Origin of the sequence: Caulobacter sp. NIBR1757 (assembly GCF_027912495.1) — a bacterium.
Lineage (GTDB): Bacteria > Pseudomonadota > Alphaproteobacteria > Caulobacterales > Caulobacteraceae > Caulobacter.
This window is the reverse complement of the sequence record NZ_CP115463.1, coordinates 1,399,112-1,415,720: the sequence shown is the minus strand read 5'-3', so window position 1 is coordinate 1,415,720 and position 16,609 is coordinate 1,399,112. Positions and strand designations below refer to the sequence as shown.

Here is a 16,609-nt window from a genome sequence, read left to right as displayed (position 1 = left end):
CTCCCCATTCGGTGAGGGAGGATCGAGAGCGACATGACGACCCTTCTCCTGCTTCCCGGCGACGGCATCGGCCCCGAAGTCACCGCCCAGGCCGCCCGTATCGCCAAAGCCCTGACCCCCGACATCACGCTCGATGAGCGCGACTTCGGCGGCATCTCCTTCGACCGCCACGGCGCGCCGATCACCGATGAAGCGGTCGCCGCCGCCATCGCCGCCGACGCCGTGCTGATGGGCGCCGTGGGCGGACCCAAGTGGGCCGGCGTCGCCCGCCAGAGCCGGCCCGAAGCCGGCCTGCTGCGCCTGCGCAAGGAGATGCAGGTGTTCGCCAACCTGCGCCCGGCCCTCTGTTTCGACGCCCTGGCCGATGCCTCCAGCCTCAAGCGCGAGCTGGTCGCCGGCCTCGACATCATGATCGTCCGTGAGTTGACCGGCGGCGTCTATTTCGGCGAACCGCGCGGCATCGAGACCCTGCCCGACGGCCAGCGCCGCGGCTTCGACACCCAGGTCTATACGACCAGCGAGATCGAGCGCGTCTCCCGCGTCGCCTTCGAACTGGCGCGCGGCCGCAGGAACAAGGTGCACAGCGCCGAGAAGTCCAACGTCATGGAATCGGGCCTGCTCTGGCGCGAGGTCGTCACCGACCTGCACAAACGTGAATACGCCGACGTCCAGCTCGAACACATCCTGGCCGACAACGCCGCCATGCAGCTGGTCCGCGCTCCCACCCAGTTCGACGTCCTGCTGACCGACAACCTGTTCGGCGACATCCTGTCCGACGCCGCCGCCCAGCTGACCGGCTCGCTCGGCATGCTGCCCAGCGCCGCGCTCGGCGAAGCCGGCCGCCCGGGCCTGTACGAGCCCATCCACGGCTCGGCCCCGGACATCGCCGGCCAGGGCGTCGCCAACCCGCTGGCCGCCATCCTCAGCTTCGAGATGGCCCTGCGCTGGAGCCTGAACCGCCCGGCCGAAGCCGACCGTCTCTATAGGGCCGTCGAGACCGCCCTGGCGAACGGGGCCCGCACGCGCGACCTCGGCGGACAGCTTTCGACTGTTGAAATGGGCGATGCGGTTCTGGCCGCGTTGTAAGGCCTGATGGCCCGTCTGGACGCGCACGAGGAAGCCGCCCTCGCCGAACTGGAAGCCTGGCGGCTCAAGATCGCCAGGCCGCCCGGCCCCATGGACCGCGCCGCGCGCAACATGCAGGCGACGGTCAACAACCTGATCCCCGAGCAGCTCCACAGAGCCATAACAAAAGTCATTGAGGGCCTGACCCGCACCATCCTCACCGGCTCGGACCTCACCACCGCCAAGCCGCTGCAGAACGCCTCCTTCGGGGCCCGGGAAGGCCTGGTCCGCCAGCGCATCGCCGCCTACCGCACCATGGCGGCGGCCGAGGGCGGCGTCGCCGGGGCCGGCGGCTTCCTGCTGGCGGCCGCCGACTTCCCGGTGCTGATCGGCTTCAAGATCAAGCTCTTGTTCGAGATCGCCGCCCTCTATGGCCACGACGGCGAGAGCTGGAACGAGCGGCTCTACATCCTCTCCATCTTCCAGCTGGCCTTCTCGAACGCCGACCATCGCCAGGCCGTGCTGCAGACCCTGGAGACCTGGGACACGACCCCGCACCCGGCCTCACCCAAGGACTTCGACTGGCGCACCTTCCAGCAGCAGTACCGCGACTACATCGACTTGGCGAAACTGGCCCAGCTGATCCCGGTCATCGGCGCCCCGGTCGGGGCCTTCGTCAACTTCCGCCTGCTCGACCAGCTGGGCGTCGTGGCGATGAACGCCTATCGCCTCCGCTGGCTTCGCGAGCGGGGGTGACCTCGCCGTTGCCCTGATCCAGACTATCTCCTGCTCATCCCCCAGGAGTTCCCCATGGCCCGCGACGACGACACCCCTCCCGGCATCCGCCACGATCCGAAAATCTCCCGACGGGGCTTCGGCCTCGCCTCGCTGGCTATCGGCTCGGCGGTCGCCGCCCCGGCCCTGGCCGAGGACGGCATCATGGAGATGGACGTCAGCGTCCCCACGCCGGACGGAACCTGTGACGCCGCCTTCTTCCATGGCAAGAAGAAAGCGCCCGGCGTGGTCATCATCCCGGACATCGTCGGCCTGCGCCCCGCTTTCCGCCGCATGGGCCGGCGGCTGGCGACAGCCGGCTACAGCGTGCTGGTCATCAACCCCTACTACCGCGACGCCAAGGCGCCGGTCGTGCCGGAGACCTTCGACTTCGCCAAGCCCGAGGACCGCGCCATCGTCTTCGGCCTGCGCGGGAAAATGACCACGAAGACCATCGACATCGACACCGCCGCCTTCGTCGACTGGCTGGACAAGAGCCACCACGTGTCGAAGGCGAAGATCGGCTTCACCGGCTATTGCATGGGCGGCGCCATCGTCATGCGCGCCGCCGCCATTCGTCCCGACCGCGTCGGCGCCGGCGCCAGCTGGCACGGCGGCGGCCTGGTCTCCGCCGCCCCCGACAGCCCCCACCTGCTGGCCCCGAAGATCAAGGCGGAGATGACGTTCGGCGTCGCCCAGGACGATGACGCCAAGTATCCCGAGGGCAAGACCCTCCTCAAGAAGGCGATGGACGACGCCGGCGTGAAAGCGAAGGTCGAGGTCTACAAGGCCAACCACGGCTGGTGCGTCCCGGGTTCCGCCGCCTACAACGAGCCGGAAGCCGAACGGGCCTGGGCCGAGCTGCTGGCGCTCTACAAGCGGGCGCTGGTTTAACCTCCCTCCCCGAATGGGGAGGGCAGACGCGCGGTTACGCGCGTCGGGTGGGGAAGTCGGTCACTGACCTTCGAGACGATGCGCTGAGACGCTTAACCGGCGGGCGATGGTGACCCACTGCCCCACCCGGCCTGTCGGCCTACCCTCCCCATTCGGGGAGGGAGGTTAACCCAGCACCATCTGCGTCTGGATCACCAGCCCCACCAACTTGCCGTCCTCCCGCTCGATCCGCGTCTGCCAGACGCTGGTGCGGCCGCCGATGTGCAGCGGCGTCGCGGTTCCCGTCACCGTCGTCCCGGCCTTGGCGGCGCCGAGGAAGTTGGTCTTGCTCTCGATGGTCGTGGTGTGCTGGCCGGCCGCGAGATTGAGAAAGCCGCCGACCGCGCCGAGGCTGTCGGCGAAGGCCATCACCGCCCCGCCATGCAGGATGGACCCGGCTGTGCAGAGGTCGTCGCGGACCAGCAGCCTGCCGACCACCCTATCCTTGGTGGCCTCAGTGAACTCCACGCCCATCAGCTTGGCGAACGGCAGGGCGGCGGCGTCGAAGGTCATGGCGAAGGCTCCGTTTGCGCCAGCATGCCAGCGCGCCGACCCCTCCGCCATGACCCGCGAGGTAAACTATTTCTCGCTGTCGAGGTGGGCCATCATCGCCGTCGGATAGCGGTCGCCCTGGGCGGCACCCTTGGGGATCGCCGCTTCGATGGCGGCCAGATCCTCGGCCGTCAGGCTGACGTCCAGCGCGCCGAGCGCCTCGGCCAGCCGCTCGCGCCTGCGGGCCCCGACCAGCGGGATGATGTCCTGCCCCTGCGCCGCCACCCAGGCGATGGCCAGCTGGGCCGTGGTCGCACCCTTGGCCTCCGCCAGCCGGCCAAGCGTCCCGGCAATGCCGAGGTTATGGTCGAGGTTCTCGCCCACGAACCGCGGACTGAAACCGCGCAGGTCGCGCCCGGCCGCCTTGCGGTCCTTGCTCCAGTGGCCGCTGATCAGCCCCCGGGCCAGCACGCCATAGGCCGTGACCCCGATGCCCAGCTCGCGGCAGGTCGGCAGGATGGCCGTCTCGATGCCGCGGCTGATCACCGAATACTCGATCTGCAGGTCGCTGATGGCGTGGGTGGCGGCGGCCCTGCGGATGGTGTCGGCCCCGACCTCGGACAGGCCGATATGGCGCACGTAGCCGGCCTGCACCATCTCGCCGATGGCCCCGACGGTGTCCTCGATCGGCACCGCCGGATCCAGCCGCGACAGGCGGTAGACGTCGACATAGTCGACCTGCAGCCGGCGCAGCGACATGGTCAGGTAGTTCTTCATCGCGTCGGGCCGGCCGTCATAGCCGACGAAGGCGCCATCCGGCCCGCGCAGGGCCCCGAACTTGACGCTCAGCTCGTAGCGGTCGCGCGGCACGCCCCGCAGCGCCTCGGCCAGAAGCATCTCGTTGTGGCCGCTGCCGTAGAAGTCGCCGGTGTCGATCAGGGTGATCCCGGCATCGAGGGCGGCATGGACGGTGGCGAGGCTCTCGGCCCGGTCGCTGGGGCCGTACATGTCGCTCATGCCCATGGCGCCGAGGCCGAGGGCGGAAACTTTGGGGCCGGTACGGCCGAGTTGGCGGGTCTGCATGAAAGCTCTCCTTGTCTTCGAGCGGTCTTATGCGCCGAGCCCCGCTGTGCGATAATCCCCTCAAGTCGCCACGGCCCGTACGGAAATATGCACAATGATCGATCTTGCCGATCTCGACGCCTTCACCGCCGTGGCCCGGGCCCGGGGGTTCCGCACCGCCGCCGTCGGCCGCCAGGTCTCCGCCTCGACTCTCAGCCAGGCCGTGCGCCGGCTGGAGGACCGACTAGGCGTGCGCCTGCTCAACCGCACCACCCGCAGCGTCTCCCTGACCGAAGCCGGGGCGCGCCTGCTCGAGCGGCTGGAACCGGCGCTGGGCGGCGTCGCCAGCGCCCTGGAGGCGGTCAACGCCTTCCGCGACACCCCGATGGGCACGCTGCGCCTCAACGTCTCCGGCGTCGTCGCCCGCCTGATTCTGCCGCCGATGTTGCCGGGCTTCCTGGCCGAGAACCCCGGCGTCACCGTCGAGGTCATCGTCGAGGACAGCTTCGTCGATATCTTCGCCGCCGGCTTCGACGCCGGCGTGCGCTTCGAGGAGGCGCTGGAGCAGGACATGATTGCCATCCCCATCGGCCCGCCGATGCGCTTCGCCCTGGTCGCCTCGCCCGCCTACCTCGCCGCCCGGGGGACGCCCACTCACCCCTCTGAGCTGGCCGCCCACGCCTGCGTCCGCCACCGCTTCCCGAGCGGGGCCATGACCCCCTGGGAGTTCGAGAAGGACGGCGAGATCCTGCGCGTCACCCCGGCCCGGGCGCCCCTGATCACCAACGCTATCGAGGCCCTGGTCGCCGGCGCGGTCGGCGGCGTCGGGCTGATGTTCACCTTCCCGGGCTTCGTCGAGGCCGAGCTGGCCGACGGCCGCCTCGTCGAACTGCTCCCCGACTGGGCCCAGCATTTCCCGGGTCCCAGCCTCTACTATCCCAGCCGCCGCCTGGTGCCGGGGCCGCTTCGGGCCTTCATCGATTTCGTCCGCCGACGTTCTGGTGATTGAAGCTTAACGCGCCGCCGGTCACGCTGTGCCGAGGGTCGATTCGGGAGGACTCCCCATGTTCAAGTCACTGCTTGCCGCCGCCGCGCTGGCCATCGCCGCCACGCCCGCCCTGGCCCAGACCGCGCCCGCGCAGGCGCCCTGCCAGGAGCCCGAGCGCCGGCAGTTCGACTTCTGGGTCGGCGAGTGGGACGTCTACCCCACCGGCCAGGACGTCCTGGTCGCCCGCAGCACCATCGAGAAGCTCTACGGCGGCTGCGCCGTGCGCGAGAACTGGAAGCCGCTCAAGGGCACCGGCGGCGGCAGCCTCAACGCCTGGCGCCCCGACGAAAAGGGCTGGCGCCAGACCTGGCTCGATTCCAGCGGCGCCTGGGCCGAGTTCCGCGGCGGCTGGACCGGCAGCGCCATCGTCATCCAGGGCGACTGGGCCGGCACCCTGACCCGCATGACCTACACCCCCGGCGCCGACGGCACCGTCCGCCAGTTCGGCGAAACCTCGGCCGACAAGGGCGCCACCTGGAAGACCAGCTTCGACCTGACCTACCGCCGGGCGCGGTAGGTCAGACCACCGCCTCGGCGATGATGAATTCCGGGTTGTCCACCAGGCCCATGAACTGGCCCATGATCGCCTGCACCACGCCGCCCGGCATGTCCTCGGCCACGAAGCCGGCGAGATCGGGAATGTCGAACACCTCGACGTGGTCGACGCTGGGGCTGCCTTCGCCGAGCAGCAGGCCGGTAGCCTTGTAGTTCACATAGGAGGCCACCCGCCGCAGGCCGCGCATGGCCGGGTAGTCCGTGGTCCGTATCCAGGCCTCGAAGTCTTCCGGTGCAGTTTCGGCTTTCAGCTTGTAGGTCAGGAACAGGGTCGCCATATCAGAGCCTCTCAACAGTGTGGGCTCAGACCTAGACCCGATCGGCGCGGTGCAAACCGCCCGAAAAGGGGGCCTTAACGGGCCAAGAGGTTTCCTCGCCTTGCATGGGTTCCGTCCGGGGCGTATCCGTCCCGGCCTTAAGTAAAACTGGAGACTACCGATGGGCTACCGAGTGGCCGTCGTCGGCGCCACGGGCAACGTGGGTCGCGAGCTGTTCAACATCCTCGAGGAACTGGAATTTCCGGTCGACGAGATCCATGCGATCGCGTCCCGCAAATCCATGGGCATGGAAGTCTCCTTCAAAGAGCAGATTCTGAAATGCAAGGATCTGGAACAGTTCGACTTCTCGACCGTCGACCTGGTGCTGATGAGCGCCGGTGGGTCTGTGTCCAAGGCCTGGGGTGAGAAGATCGGCCGCGCCGGTCCCATCGTCATCGACAACTCGAGCCACTTCCGCATGGACCCGGACGTGCCGCTGATCGTGCCGGAGGTGAACCCCGACGCCATCGAGGGCTTCCGGAAAAAGAATATCATCGCCAACCCCAACTGCACGACGGCGGGGTTGCTGGTGGCGCTCAAGCCCCTGCATGACGCGGCCAAGATCAAGCGCATCGTCGTCTCGACCTACCAGTCCGTCTCCGGCACCGGCAAGGCGGCCATGGACGAGCTGTGGGACCAGACCAAGGGCGTCTTCGTCCTCGGCGCCCCGCCGCCCAAGGTCTACCACAAGCAGATCGCCTTCAACGTCATCCCCCAGTGCGACGTTTTCCTGGACGACGGCTCGGGCGACACCAAGGAAGAGCGCAAGATGGCGGACGAGACGCACAAGATGCTCGATCCGGACATCAAGGTCTCGGCGACCTGCGTCCGCGTGCCGGTCTTCGTCGGCCACGGCGAGTCGGTGAACATCGAGTTCCACACCCCGCTCGACGACGACGCGGCCCGCGAAATCCTGCGTGAAGCGCCTGGCCTGGTCGTCATCGACAAGCGCGAGGACGGCGGCTACGCGACCCCGAAAGAGGTGCAGGGCGAGTTCCCGGTCTACGTCAGCCGCATCCGCAACGATCCGACCGTCGAGCACGGCCTGTCGCTGTGGGTGGTGTCGGACAACCTGCGCAAGGGCGCCGCCCTCAACGCCGTCCAGATCGCCCAGCTGCTGCACGAGCGCGGCCTGATCAACCAGAAGGCCCTGGCCTAGTCGATACATCCGCAACAAGCGGAGCGCATCGGGGGGCCCGGGACCGCAAGGTTCCGGGCCTCTTACCTTTGGAGTGTGTGCCTTGCCCAAACCCCGGAATGAAGGCCAGGCCGCCCTGTTCGCGGGCCTCGGAGCCTACGGAATCTGGGGCTTCCTGCCCCTCTACTTCCACCTGCTCGGCGGCTTTGGCGTCGGCACGGCCGAGATGATCGCCCATCGCACGGTCTGGAGCGTCTTCTGGGCCCTCGGTCTGGTCTGGCTCTCGCGCCAGGGGGCCGACGTCCGCCGCGTGCTGACCGAGCCCCGGACGCTGGGCCTGCTGGCCCTGTCGACGGCGGCCATCTTCATCAACTGGACGATCTATGTGGTGGCCGTGAACCATCAGAAGGTCATCGAGGCCAGCCTCGGCTACTATATCAACCCCCTGCTCAATATGGCTGTCGGGGCGCTGTTCTTCCGCGAGCGCATGCCGCTGACCGGCAAGATCGCCATCGTCCTGGCCACGATCGGCGTCGGCGTGCAGACCCTCGCCCTCGGTCACCTGCCGCTGATCTCGCTCGGCCTCGGCATAAGCTTCTGCGCCTACGGGGTGATCCGCAAACAGGTGAAGGCCGACGCCCAGACCGGCCTGTTCTTCGAATGCGCCTACCTGTCCCTGCCGGGCCTGGCCTATGTCCTGTGGCTGCAGTCGACCGGCGCCGGCCACTTCCTGGGCGGTTGGAACATTGCCCTGCTTTTGTTGGCCGCCGGGCCAGCCACTGTCGCGCCCCTGGCCCTGTTCTCCTGGTCGGCGCGGCGGCTCTCGCTCACCGCCCTCGGCTTCCTGCAGTTCGTCGCCCCGACCCTGCAGTTCTTCGTCGGCCTGGCGCTGGGAGAGGCCTTCACCCCCCTGCGCGCCTTGAGCTTCGCCTTCATCTGGGCCGGCGTCGCCGTCTTCGCCTGGGGCGCCTGGCGGGCCTCGCGCAGGACGGTGGTTGCTCCCGCCGAATAGCGGCTATGGTGACATCTCAATGGAGGCCCCGAGCGTGATTTCCAGACGGACCCTGATGGCGACGGCCGCCGCCGCCATGGCCTCCCCGGCCCTGTCACAAGACGACCCCTTCAGCCGCCTGCTGACCGGCGCCGGCGACCCGAAGCGCGCCATCCCCGGCTACGCCGTCATCGCCTTCCGCAAGGCCGAGCAGACCGCCGTCCTGGCCAAGGCCGGCGGCTACGCCATCGACGGCTTCGACACCGGCCGGATCATGCGCACCGAGTCGCCCATGCGTATCGCCAGCATCTCCAAGCTGGTCTGCGCCATCGGCTTCATGATGCTGCAGCAGCAGGAGCGTATCGGCCTCGACGAAGACGTCTCCGAACTGCTGCGCTTCAAGCTGCGCCATCCGCTGTTCCCCGACACCCCGATCACCCCGCGCATGCTGCTCAGCCACACCAGCGGCCTGCGCAATGGTCCCAGCTATCCCGTCGGCCTCGGCCGCCAGCTGGCCGACGCCCTGACCCCCGGCGGAAAGCAATGGGACAATGGCGCCTGGTTCGGCCCGGCCTCGCAGCCGCCCGGCCAGTATTTCGCCTATGCCGACGTCAACTTCGCGGTCATCGCCCAGCTGATCGAGCGCATGACCGGCATGCGCTTCGACCTCTACATGACCCGCCGGGTGTTCGAGCCCCTCGGCCTGGAGTGCGGCTACAACTGGTCGGGCGTGCCCCAGGCCCTGCGCAACTACGGCGCCGCCCTCTACCGCAAGGCGCCCTCCGAAGAGGGGCCATGGAACGCCGCCGGGCCATGGCTGCCCCAGTTCGACACGACGATTCCCAAGTTCCCGGAAATCTCCGTCACCCGCTCGCCGGAGGGCGAGATCCTGCGCCTGGAACCGGACGAGTACGAGGGCGGCAACGGCTTCGTCTTCTCGCCCCAGGGGGGCCTCCGGGCCAGCGCCCGCGACCTGGAGATCATCGCCCGGCTGATCGCCGGCGGCGGAGAGGTCAATGGCATCCGCCTGCTGCGCCCCGAGACCGCCAGGCTGATGGCCACCCCTGTCTGGCGCTACGACGCCGCCAAACCAAATGGCGACGCCTATGGGGGCGCGATCCTGGCCTATGGCCTCGGCATGCAGATCCTCACCGACACGGGCGGCGACAGCCTGTTCCCCGGTTGCGCCGGCTGGGTCGGTCACCCCGGCGACGCCTACGGCCTGGTCTCCGGCCTGTGGGTCGATCCCTCGAGCGGCCGGGGTCTGGTCTATCTGGTCAACGGCACGGCGGCGCCGCTGAGCGAGCTGCACGGCCGCTCGAAGTTCACCGCCGTCGAGGAACAGATCGCCGGAGTCCTGGCGACGGCCTAGAGGCTCTCGTAGGCCGCGTTGATCAGCCGGCGGCTGCGCGGGTCGCCGATCAGGTGGACGTCCTGGCGGTTCATCACATAGGCGCCGGCGAGACCAGCCTCGGGATCGGCAAAGGCGCAGGATCCGCCCCAGCCGCTGTGGCCGAAGGTCCCGATGCCGGAGCCGAAGAACATGTTGGGCGGATTGCGCATGAATCCCGCGCCCCAGCTCAGCACGAACGGCAGCACCAGGTCCGGGCCCTTGATCTGCTGGGCCCGCGCCAGGTCGCGCACGGCCGGCGACAGGATGTGCACCCCGTCGAGCTCACCGTCCCCGGCCAGGGCGCCCATGAACTTCGCCAGCGCCTCGGCCGTCGCATGGCCATTGGCGGACGGGACTTCCATCCGCCGCCATTCCGGCCCGCGCCCGTTCGGGGCCGCCCAGGGGGTCAGGAAGGCGGCCTTCTTGGGATCGGTGACCTCGCCGAAGGCCGGCAGGGCGGTCGGCGGCTTGAACTCGGCGGTGCGGTCATGCTCGCTGTCGGGCAGGCCGATCCACAGGTCCAGCCCGGCCGGATCGCAGATGTCGGCCTTCAGCGCCGTTCCCATCGAGCGGCCGTCGACCCGCCGGAAGATCTCGCCCGTCAGATAGCCGACGGTCAGGGCATGATAGCCGCTGGCGCTGCCTGGCGGCCACATCGGGGCCATGGCGGCCAGCTTGGCCGCGATGGCCGCGGGATCGAACCACAGGCCAGGGTCCATCTGCTCAACGAAACCCGGCAGGCCCGCCTGATGCGACAGAACCTGGGCGACGGTGATCGCGCCCTTGCCGTTCGCCGCGAACTCCGGCCAGACCGTGGCCACCGGCTGGTCGTAGGTCAGCCTGCCCTGCTCGACCAGGCGGGCGATCATCGTCGCGGCCACGGCCTTGGTGGTCGAATAGACCATGGTCAGGGTGCGCTCGTCGAAGGCCCGGGTCTGCGCCTTGTCGGCATGACCGGCCCACAGGTCGGCGACCACTTCCCCTTCGCAGACCAGGCTGAACCGCGCCCCCAACTCCAGCCCCTCGGCGAAGTTGGCCTCGAAGGCTTCCCAGACGGCGGAGAAAGCGACGTCGCAGTGGCCGTGGATGTCGGGGGTCACGCCAGGCGCTCCATGCGGACGGTGGGGCTGGCGTTCTTGATCTTGGCGCCCATGGCCACGATGGGCAGCTCCGGCGACTGCCAGATGCCGGCCGCCGCCACGGTCTCGGCCAGGCCGCCGACCGCCCGCGCCAGGCCATAGGACGGCGTCTGCCCCTCAAGCATCGCCGCGGCGAACAGGGCGGCCAGCAGGTCGCCGGTGCCGCTGGGAACATTGTCCACCTTCTGGTGCGCCGCCAGCCAGGCCTCGCGCTTGTCGGCGAAGACGACGCCGATCTCGGCCCCGCGCATCACCGAGCTGACCAGCGCCGGCCGGCCCATGCTGCGCGCCGCCCGCACGGCGGAGGCCGGATCGCGGACGTCCAGCGACGACATCCGCTGCAGTTCCCAGGCGTTGGGAGTGATCAGGTCGGCGAGCGGGACGAGATCGTCCTGGATGGCCCGCGCCACGTCGGCCCCGACATAGAGCCCCTTGCCGGCGTCGCCCATCACCGGATCGACGACGATATAGGGCTTGCGGGCCATGGGCCCTTCACGCGGGGCGCCGCGCACCGCCTCGATGGCCCGCCCGGCCGCGCGAACCTGTTCGACGGAGGCGAAATAGCCGGTGATGACCAGATCGATCTGGCCGAACAGACCGTTGGCCTCGACCCCGTCCAGCATCCCTTCAAACGCCTCGATCGGCACCTGCGCCCCGCCCGGCGCGCCCCAGCCGGGGTGGCGGCCGTAGAGGACGGTGGGGATGTGCACCGGATCGATCTTGAAATTGGCCAACGCCAGCGCCTGGGCCGAACCGCCGACGCGGCTGCCTGCAACGTGGCTGGAAAGGAGAAGCGCCATGGGCATGGCCAAGGGCTTAGCGGACCGCGAAACGCCGCGCTATGCCCAAAAAGAGCCACAACGAAAAAGGGCGGGCCCTCGCGGACCCGCCCCTGATCGTTCGCTGCTCGCGCAGGTTTAGTAGCGGTAGTGATCCGGCTTGAACGGGCCGGTTTCCGGCACGCCGATGTAGTCGGCCTGTTCCTTCTTGAGGGTCGTCAGCTTGGCGCCCAGCTTGGCCAGGTGCAGCATGGCCACCTTCTCGTCGAGGTGCTTGGGCAGGACGTAGACCTGGTTCTCGTACTTGGCCCGATTGGTCCACAGCTCCAGCTGGGCCAGCGTCTGGTTGGTGAAGCTGGCGCTCATCACGAAGCTGGGGTGACCCGTGGCGTTGCCGAGGTTAACGAGGCGGCCTTCCGACAGCAGGATGATCTTCTTGCCGTCCGGGAACTCGATGTGGTGGACCTGCGGCTTGATCTCGTCCCACTTGAAGTTCTTCAGGCCGGCGACCTGAATTTCACTGTCGAAGTGGCCGATGTTGCAGACGATGGCGTTGTTCTTCATCGCCCGCATGTGGTCGACGGTGATGACGTCCTTGTTGCCCGTGGCGGTGACAAAGATATCGGCGCGGCCGGCGCTGTCGTCCAGGGTCTGGACCTCATAGCCTTCCATCGCCGCCTGCAGGGCGCAGATCGGGTCGATCTCGGTGACGATGACGCGGGCGCCGCCCTGGCGCAGGCTGGCGGCCGAGCCCTTGCCGACGTCGCCGTAACCGCAGACCACGGCCACCTTGCCTGACAGCATTACGTCGGTGCCCCGGCGGATGGCGTCGACCAGGCTTTCGCGGCAGCCGTACAGGTTGTCGAACTTCGACTTGGTGACGCTGTCGTTGACGTTGATGGCCGGGAACGGCAGCTCGCCGGCGGCGGCCATCTGGTAGAGGCGGTGCACGCCCGTGGTGGTCTCTTCCGACACGCCTGTGACGCTGTCACGGATCGCCGAGTAGAAGCCGGGCTTTTCGGCGATGTACTTCTTCATCACCGCGAACAGGGCTTCCTCTTCCTCGTTCTGCGGGTTGGCCAGGACGCTGATGTCCTTCTCGGCCTTGGGGCCCAGAACGCAGAGCAGGGTGGCGTCGCCGCCGTCGTCGAGGATCAGGTTCGGGTAGCCGCCGTCATGCCACTCGAAGATCTTGTGGGCGTATTCCCAGTACTCGACCAGGGTCTCGCCCTTCAGGGCGAACACCGGGGTGCCGGTGGCGGCGATGGCCGCGGCGGCGTGATCCTGGGTGGAGAAGATGTTGCAGCTGGCCCAGCGCACCTCGGCCCCGAGCGCCTGCAGGGTCTCGATCAGCACCGCCGTCTGGATGGTCATGTGCAGGCTGCCGGCGATGCGGGCGCCCTTCAGCGGCTGGTCCTTGCCGAACTCCTCGCGCACGGCCATCAGCCCGGGCATTTCGGTCTCGGCGATGGCGATTTCCTTGCGGCCGAAGTCGGCCAGCGAGATGTCGCGCACGATGTAGTCAGCCACGGAGTGCTCCTTGAGGCGAAGATGGATTGCCGCCGTCTATAGCGGCGGCGCCCTCCAGTAGCAACCGGATATAAAGATATCCTTATATGCCGCCGGACATCCGCTTGCGGCAGGCGTCCCGCGTCGCTGCATCCATGTCCGGCTTCAACACCACCTTTCGCAGGACGTAGGTCCCCTCACCGACCGGCCGATAGGTGATCTTGCGCTCGCCCGCGCTGTCCTTGACCCCGACGACATAGTCGTACCGCTCGTCGCCCGTCACGCCGCTGCTCTTGCCGAGCAGGGTCATGCCGTCCCGGATGCCGGCCTTCCAGGCGTTGCTGCCCACCTTCACCTGGTCGAAGACAACGCCGCCCGGGACCTGCTTTGCCTCCCAGCCGCGTTCGAAGACGCCGCGCGTCTCGCGGGTGACCCGGGCGCAGTCGCCGAACAGGTCGTCCGGCAGCTCGAAGGCCTCGCCGTTCTCGACCAGCGCCGTCAGGTCGGCGGTGATATCGATGCCGGCCACGTCGCGCATGGCCAGCCGGAACGCCTCGCGCACCAGCGGCTTCGGTCCCGGCCCCCTTGCGCGGTCTTGCATGGCCAGCATGACGTCATCGAGGTCCTTTGCTCCGGCCGTCCTGACCCGGATCATCTGGTCCCAACGGTAGGCCAGCAGCATGCCGCGCCGGTAAGGCAGCCGCTGCGCCAGCTTGTCGGTCCAGAAGGCTTCGGCAATACGGCTGTTGGACCAGGTCCGGGCCGGCGAAACATCATGCGCCGCCATCTCCTCGTTCAGCTTGTCGACATAGGCCTCCAGGCTCCAACCGCCGGAGTTGAGCAGGGTGCGCAGCGCGTAGAAGTCAGTGAACCCCTCGCTGAACCAGTAGTCCGTCTGCTCGACGGGCGGCATCCGGCCAAGCCTGGCCGGAATCCAGCTGTGAATATGCTCGTGGGCAATCAGGTACCGCAGTCCGCCCGTGGCGTTCCGGGTCGAGAACAGCGCAAAGCCGTCCCCCCGCCCGGTGCCTCCGGCCGATCGCCAGTCTCCCGCCGGCGCGATCGGCGTCAGGCTGACGAAGAACGGCCCGTTGGCATCGCCCCAGAACCGCCGCTGGGCGCTGACGATGCTGGCCAGTTCATCGGCGAAAGCGCTGGTCTTGAAATCCCATTCGCCAAGCGCCGCGAACCGCAGGCGCCCGCCCTCGATCTCCCGCTCGTGGATGCTCAGCGCCGTGCCGCCGACCGACACGCTGTCGATCAGTTCCTGCGACCGCAACGTCCGGCCCCTCTCGCCATGGTCGAGGTCAGAGGCATGCCGCCAGGCCTTCGGCCAGCTCGTCCAGCGCACCTGCACCGGCGTCTCCTGTCGGCCTTCGACCTCGAGGAAGGCCGCATCGCCGATCAGCTGGAACCAGGTCGGCCGGATCACCGGCCGATAGGGATTGCCCGTCCCCGGCGCCGGATCGCCGTCATAGCCGTTGACCAGCCGGTAGCGCACGGTCAGCGCCGCGCCGGGCCGATGGCTGATGACCCGCCGGGCCGGCCCCGCCTCCCGCATCGTCCCGCCATCGACGCTGATCGCCTTGATATGCTTCCAGAGCTCGGCGTTGCCGGCCCATTCGTCGGGCACGACCAGTCGCGTCTCGCCGTCGGCGTCGCCGGCGAAGCTCAGCTCCACCGCGATAGCCTTCAACGCCCCCCGCTCGAAGACGGGCGACAGGGCGTAATGCAGGCTCGGCGGCGCCGCGGCCCCCATCAGCGGCAGGGCGAGGAACAGGGCGATCAGGGTCAGCAGGCGACGCATCGCCAAGTCCTAGCAACACCTCGCGCCCTCGCCTCCTTAATTCCTCGCAACCCTTCGCGGCCCGTCCTAGGCTGGCCCCAAACTGCTTTGGGGACCGGGTATGTTCAGACCCTTCAAGATCGCCGCCGCCATCGCCGCCGCGGCCCTGCTGGCCGGCTCGGCCGTCGCCCAAACCGAATCGGCCGGCGACCTGATCGTCGTCCATGCCGGGACCCTGCTCGAGCAGCCCGGCAAGGCCCCGCGCAAGAACGCCAGCGTCGTCATCCGGAACGGCAAGGTCGAGGCCATCAGGGACGGCTTCGTCGACATCCCCGGCGCAAAAGTCGTCGATCTCAAGGACAGCTTCGTCCTCCCCGGCCTGATCGACAGCCACGTCCATCTCGACAGCGACCGGGCCGGCGTCGAGGGCCTGCTGGTCGGGGTCACCGAGTCGGTCCCGGCCCACGCTTACGAAGCCCAGATGAACGCCAGGAAGACGCTGCTCGCCGGCTTCACCACCGTCCGCAACCTCGGCTCCAACGACGGCGTCACCCTGGCCCTGCGCGACGCCATCGCCAAGGGCTGGGTCGACGGTCCGCGCATCATCGACGCCGCCGCCGCCATCTCCACCAGCTCCGGCCACATGGACGGCCGCCTCGGCCTCAACGACCAGTTCCGCGAGGCCGTGCCGGTCACCAACGTCTGCGACGGTCCCGAAAGCTGCCGCCAGGCCGTCCGCCTGCAGGTCTCCCGCGGCGCCGACGTCATCAAGATCGCCACCACCGGCGGGGTGAACAGCATCATCGGGGCCGGCGTCGGCAAGCAGATGTTCGACGACGAGGCCGAGGCCCTGATCGCCACCGCCCATCTCTATGGCAAGAAGGTCGCCGTCCATGCCCACGGGGCCGACGGCATCAAGCTGGCCCTGATGCACGGCGCCGACAGCATCGAGCACGGCACCATCATGGACGAGGAAACGATCAAACTCTTCCTCAAGAACGGCGCCTACTACGTGCCGACCCTGTCGACGATCAACGGCTACCTCGAACGCATCGCCAGGGACCCGAACGCTTATCCGCCGGCGGTCCGCGCCAAGATCGACTGGCGCATCAAGATCACCGGCGAGAGCCTGCTCAAATGCGTGCCGCGCGGCGTCAAGATCGCCTTCGGCACCGACGCCGGCGTCTCCAAGCACGGCCGCAACGCCGACGAGTTCGAGCTGATGGTCAAGTTCGGCATGACCCCGATGCAGGCCATCCAGGCCGCCACCGTCAACGCCGCCGACCTGCTGGGCCTGTCGAGCGAGGTCGGCAGCCTGGAGCCCGGCAAGCAGGCCGACCTGATCGCCGTCCGCGGCGATCCGCTGACCGACGTACGGGTGCTGAAATCGGTCGGTTTCGTGATGCGCGGCGGGCGAATCTATAAGGGCTGACCCACCCCTGAATTCCGATCATCCCGACGAAAGTCGGGACCCAGCTGGCAAACCAGAAGACAGGCTGGCGCTGATCAGAGCCGAATCCGTCCACCCGTGGACACTGGGTCCCGACTTTCGTCGGGATGGTCGGGGGTGGGGGGTCGCGTAGCGTGAGCCTTCCCCTGCAGGCCCTCGCGCACTACAACGCCCTCGC

General features: G+C 68.5%; 16 protein-coding genes. 9 read left to right on the top strand and 7 right to left on the bottom strand.

Features of this window, described 5'->3' with window-relative positions:
- Positions 1–33: 33 nt before the first annotated feature.
- Genes leuB through O5I81_RS06875 form a run of 3 tightly spaced genes read left to right on the top strand, consistent with a single transcriptional unit; the run spans position 34 to position 2,733 of the window.
- Positions 34–1,086, top strand: a complete 1,053-nt coding sequence (leuB, locus tag O5I81_RS06885; protein WP_271068207.1) for a 3-isopropylmalate dehydrogenase — start codon at positions 34–36, stop codon at positions 1,084–1,086.
- A gap of 6 nt (positions 1,087–1,092) precedes the next feature.
- Positions 1,093–1,821: an EcsC family protein gene (locus O5I81_RS06880; protein ID WP_271068206.1), complete on the top strand. Its 729-nt coding sequence runs from the start codon at positions 1,093–1,095 to the stop codon at positions 1,819–1,821.
- 54 nt (positions 1,822–1,875) lie between these two features.
- A complete protein-coding gene (locus tag O5I81_RS06875) occupies positions 1,876–2,733 on the top strand; it encodes a dienelactone hydrolase family protein (protein WP_271068205.1) in 858 nt (285 codons plus the stop codon).
- A gap of 165 nt (positions 2,734–2,898) precedes the next feature.
- Here the strand turns inward: O5I81_RS06875 and O5I81_RS06870 are convergent, their stop codons facing one another.
- Both O5I81_RS06870 and O5I81_RS06865 read right to left on the bottom strand, forming a co-directional pair.
- Positions 2,899–3,285, bottom strand: coding sequence for a PaaI family thioesterase (locus tag O5I81_RS06870; protein ID WP_271068204.1), 387 nt, complete (start codon positions 3,283–3,285; stop codon positions 2,899–2,901).
- Between the two features lie 66 nt (positions 3,286–3,351).
- Positions 3,352–4,347: an aldo/keto reductase gene (locus O5I81_RS06865; RefSeq protein ID WP_271068203.1), complete on the bottom strand. Its 996-nt coding sequence runs from the start codon at positions 4,345–4,347 to the stop codon at positions 3,352–3,354.
- A 94-nt stretch (positions 4,348–4,441) separates the two neighbouring features.
- On the opposite strand from O5I81_RS06865, the gene O5I81_RS06860 reads away from it, so the two are divergent.
- Together O5I81_RS06860 and O5I81_RS06855 are read left to right on the top strand one after the other, a co-directional pair.
- On the top strand, positions 4,442–5,335 hold the full coding sequence (locus O5I81_RS06860) for a LysR family transcriptional regulator (RefSeq protein ID WP_271068202.1): 894 nt from the start codon (positions 4,442–4,444) through the stop codon (positions 5,333–5,335).
- Between the two features lie 55 nt (positions 5,336–5,390).
- Positions 5,391–5,891, top strand: a complete 501-nt coding sequence (locus O5I81_RS06855; RefSeq protein WP_271068201.1) for a hypothetical protein — start codon at positions 5,391–5,393, stop codon at positions 5,889–5,891.
- A gap of 1 nt (position 5,892) precedes the next feature.
- On the opposite strand, the gene O5I81_RS06850 is transcribed toward O5I81_RS06855, so the two are convergent.
- Positions 5,893–6,207: a hypothetical protein gene (locus tag O5I81_RS06850; RefSeq protein WP_271068200.1), complete on the bottom strand. Its 315-nt coding sequence runs from the start codon at positions 6,205–6,207 to the stop codon at positions 5,893–5,895.
- Positions 6,208–6,367: 160 nt separating this feature from the next.
- On the opposite strand from O5I81_RS06850, the gene O5I81_RS06845 reads away from it, so the two are divergent.
- The 3 genes from O5I81_RS06845 (at position 6,368) to O5I81_RS06835 (ending at position 9,747) form a co-directional block, all read left to right on the top strand.
- Positions 6,368–7,405 carry an aspartate-semialdehyde dehydrogenase gene (locus O5I81_RS06845; protein ID WP_271068199.1) on the top strand — a complete coding sequence of 346 codons (1,038 nt, stop codon included), beginning with the start codon at positions 6,368–6,370 and terminating at the stop codon, positions 7,403–7,405.
- Between the two features lie 82 nt (positions 7,406–7,487).
- Entirely contained in the window at positions 7,488–8,396 is a 909-nt protein-coding gene (gene rarD / locus O5I81_RS06840; protein ID WP_271068198.1) for an EamA family transporter RarD, read from the top strand.
- Positions 8,397–8,430: 34 nt separating this feature from the next.
- Positions 8,431–9,747, top strand: coding sequence for a serine hydrolase domain-containing protein (locus O5I81_RS06835; protein ID WP_271068197.1), 1,317 nt, complete (start codon positions 8,431–8,433; stop codon positions 9,745–9,747).
- Here O5I81_RS06835 and O5I81_RS06830 read toward each other — a convergent pair.
- From O5I81_RS06830 to O5I81_RS06815, 4 genes are all read right to left on the bottom strand, one after another.
- On the bottom strand, positions 9,744–10,868 hold the full coding sequence (locus tag O5I81_RS06830) for a serine hydrolase domain-containing protein (RefSeq protein ID WP_271068196.1): 1,125 nt from the start codon (positions 10,866–10,868) through the stop codon (positions 9,744–9,746). The two genes, O5I81_RS06835 and O5I81_RS06830, sit on opposite strands and share 4 nt — an antisense overlap.
- Entirely contained in the window at positions 10,865–11,707 is an 843-nt protein-coding gene (locus O5I81_RS06825) for a PfkB family carbohydrate kinase (protein ID WP_348637283.1), read from the bottom strand. Before O5I81_RS06825 ends, O5I81_RS06830 begins: the two co-directional genes overlap by 4 nt.
- A 117-nt stretch (positions 11,708–11,824) precedes the next feature.
- A complete protein-coding gene (gene ahcY, locus O5I81_RS06820) occupies positions 11,825–13,216 on the bottom strand; it encodes an adenosylhomocysteinase (protein ID WP_271068194.1) in 1,392 nt (463 codons plus the stop codon).
- A gap of 82 nt (positions 13,217–13,298) precedes the next feature.
- Positions 13,299–15,002 (bottom strand): hypothetical protein, encoded by a 1,704-nt coding sequence (locus O5I81_RS06815; protein ID WP_271068193.1) that lies wholly within the window; start codon positions 15,000–15,002, stop codon positions 13,299–13,301.
- A gap of 100 nt (positions 15,003–15,102) precedes the next feature.
- Between O5I81_RS06815 and O5I81_RS06810 the strand changes: the two genes are divergently transcribed.
- Positions 15,103–16,413 carry an amidohydrolase family protein gene (locus O5I81_RS06810; protein WP_271068192.1) on the top strand — a complete coding sequence of 437 codons (1,311 nt, stop codon included), beginning with the start codon at positions 15,103–15,105 and terminating at the stop codon, positions 16,411–16,413.
- Positions 16,414–16,609: the final 196 nt, after the last annotated feature.

What these genes read in the sequence shown, in the direction of transcription:
- leuB (WP_271068207.1), top strand. Translation starts at nt 34, where the DNA reads ATGACGACCCTTCTCCTGCTTCCCGGCGACGGCATCGGCCCCGAAGTC.
- O5I81_RS06880 (WP_271068206.1), top strand. Translation starts at nt 1,093, where the DNA reads ATGGCCCGTCTGGACGCGCACGAGGAAGCCGCCCTCGCCGAACTGGAA.
- O5I81_RS06875 (WP_271068205.1), top strand. Translation starts at nt 1,876, where the DNA reads ATGGCCCGCGACGACGACACCCCTCCCGGCATCCGCCACGATCCGAAA.
- O5I81_RS06870 (WP_271068204.1), bottom strand. Translation starts at nt 3,285, where the DNA reads ATGACCTTCGACGCCGCCGCCCTGCCGTTCGCCAAGCTGATGGGCGTG.
- O5I81_RS06865 (WP_271068203.1), bottom strand. Translation starts at nt 4,347, where the DNA reads ATGCAGACCCGCCAACTCGGCCGTACCGGCCCCAAAGTTTCCGCCCTC.
- O5I81_RS06860 (WP_271068202.1), top strand. Translation starts at nt 4,442, where the DNA reads ATGATCGATCTTGCCGATCTCGACGCCTTCACCGCCGTGGCCCGGGCC.
- O5I81_RS06855 (WP_271068201.1), top strand. Translation starts at nt 5,391, where the DNA reads ATGTTCAAGTCACTGCTTGCCGCCGCCGCGCTGGCCATCGCCGCCACG.
- O5I81_RS06850 (WP_271068200.1), bottom strand. Translation starts at nt 6,207, where the DNA reads ATGGCGACCCTGTTCCTGACCTACAAGCTGAAAGCCGAAACTGCACCG.
- O5I81_RS06845 (WP_271068199.1), top strand. Translation starts at nt 6,368, where the DNA reads ATGGGCTACCGAGTGGCCGTCGTCGGCGCCACGGGCAACGTGGGTCGC.
- O5I81_RS06825 (WP_348637283.1), bottom strand. Translation starts at nt 11,707, where the DNA reads ATGGCGCTTCTCCTTTCCAGCCACGTTGCAGGCAGCCGCGTCGGCGGT.
- O5I81_RS06815 (WP_271068193.1), bottom strand. Translation starts at nt 15,002, where the DNA reads ATGCGTCGCCTGCTGACCCTGATCGCCCTGTTCCTCGCCCTGCCGCTG.
- O5I81_RS06810 (WP_271068192.1), top strand. Translation starts at nt 15,103, where the DNA reads ATGTTCAGACCCTTCAAGATCGCCGCCGCCATCGCCGCCGCGGCCCTG.